Annotated in this window: 1 protein-coding gene; it reads left to right on the top strand. The window is 66.8% G+C overall.

Features of this window, described 5'->3' with window-relative positions; translation table 11 throughout:
* A partial coding sequence (locus K3769_RS40650) for an AMP-binding protein (RefSeq protein WP_267031773.1) occupies window positions 1–205 on the top strand: 205 nt, incomplete at both ends.

Here is a 205-nt window from a genome sequence, read left to right as displayed (position 1 = left end):
TATACGTCGGGGTCGACGGGGCGTCCGAAGGGTGTGGCGGTGACGCATGCCTCCGTGGCGAATTTGGCGTCGGCCATGCGACCGGTGCTTGGTGTGGAGCCTGGTGTGACGGCTCTGCAGTTCGCGTCGTTCAGTTTTGATGCGGCGGTGTTGGATGTGGCGGTGACGCTGGCGGCGGGGGGTGCGTTGGCGATCGCTTCGGCGG

The sequence above is a fragment of the Streptomyces ortus genome, assembly GCF_026341275.1.
Lineage (GTDB): Bacteria > Actinomycetota > Actinomycetes > Streptomycetales > Streptomycetaceae > Streptomyces > Streptomyces ortus.
This window is presented reverse-complemented; position numbering and strand designations above follow the sequence as displayed.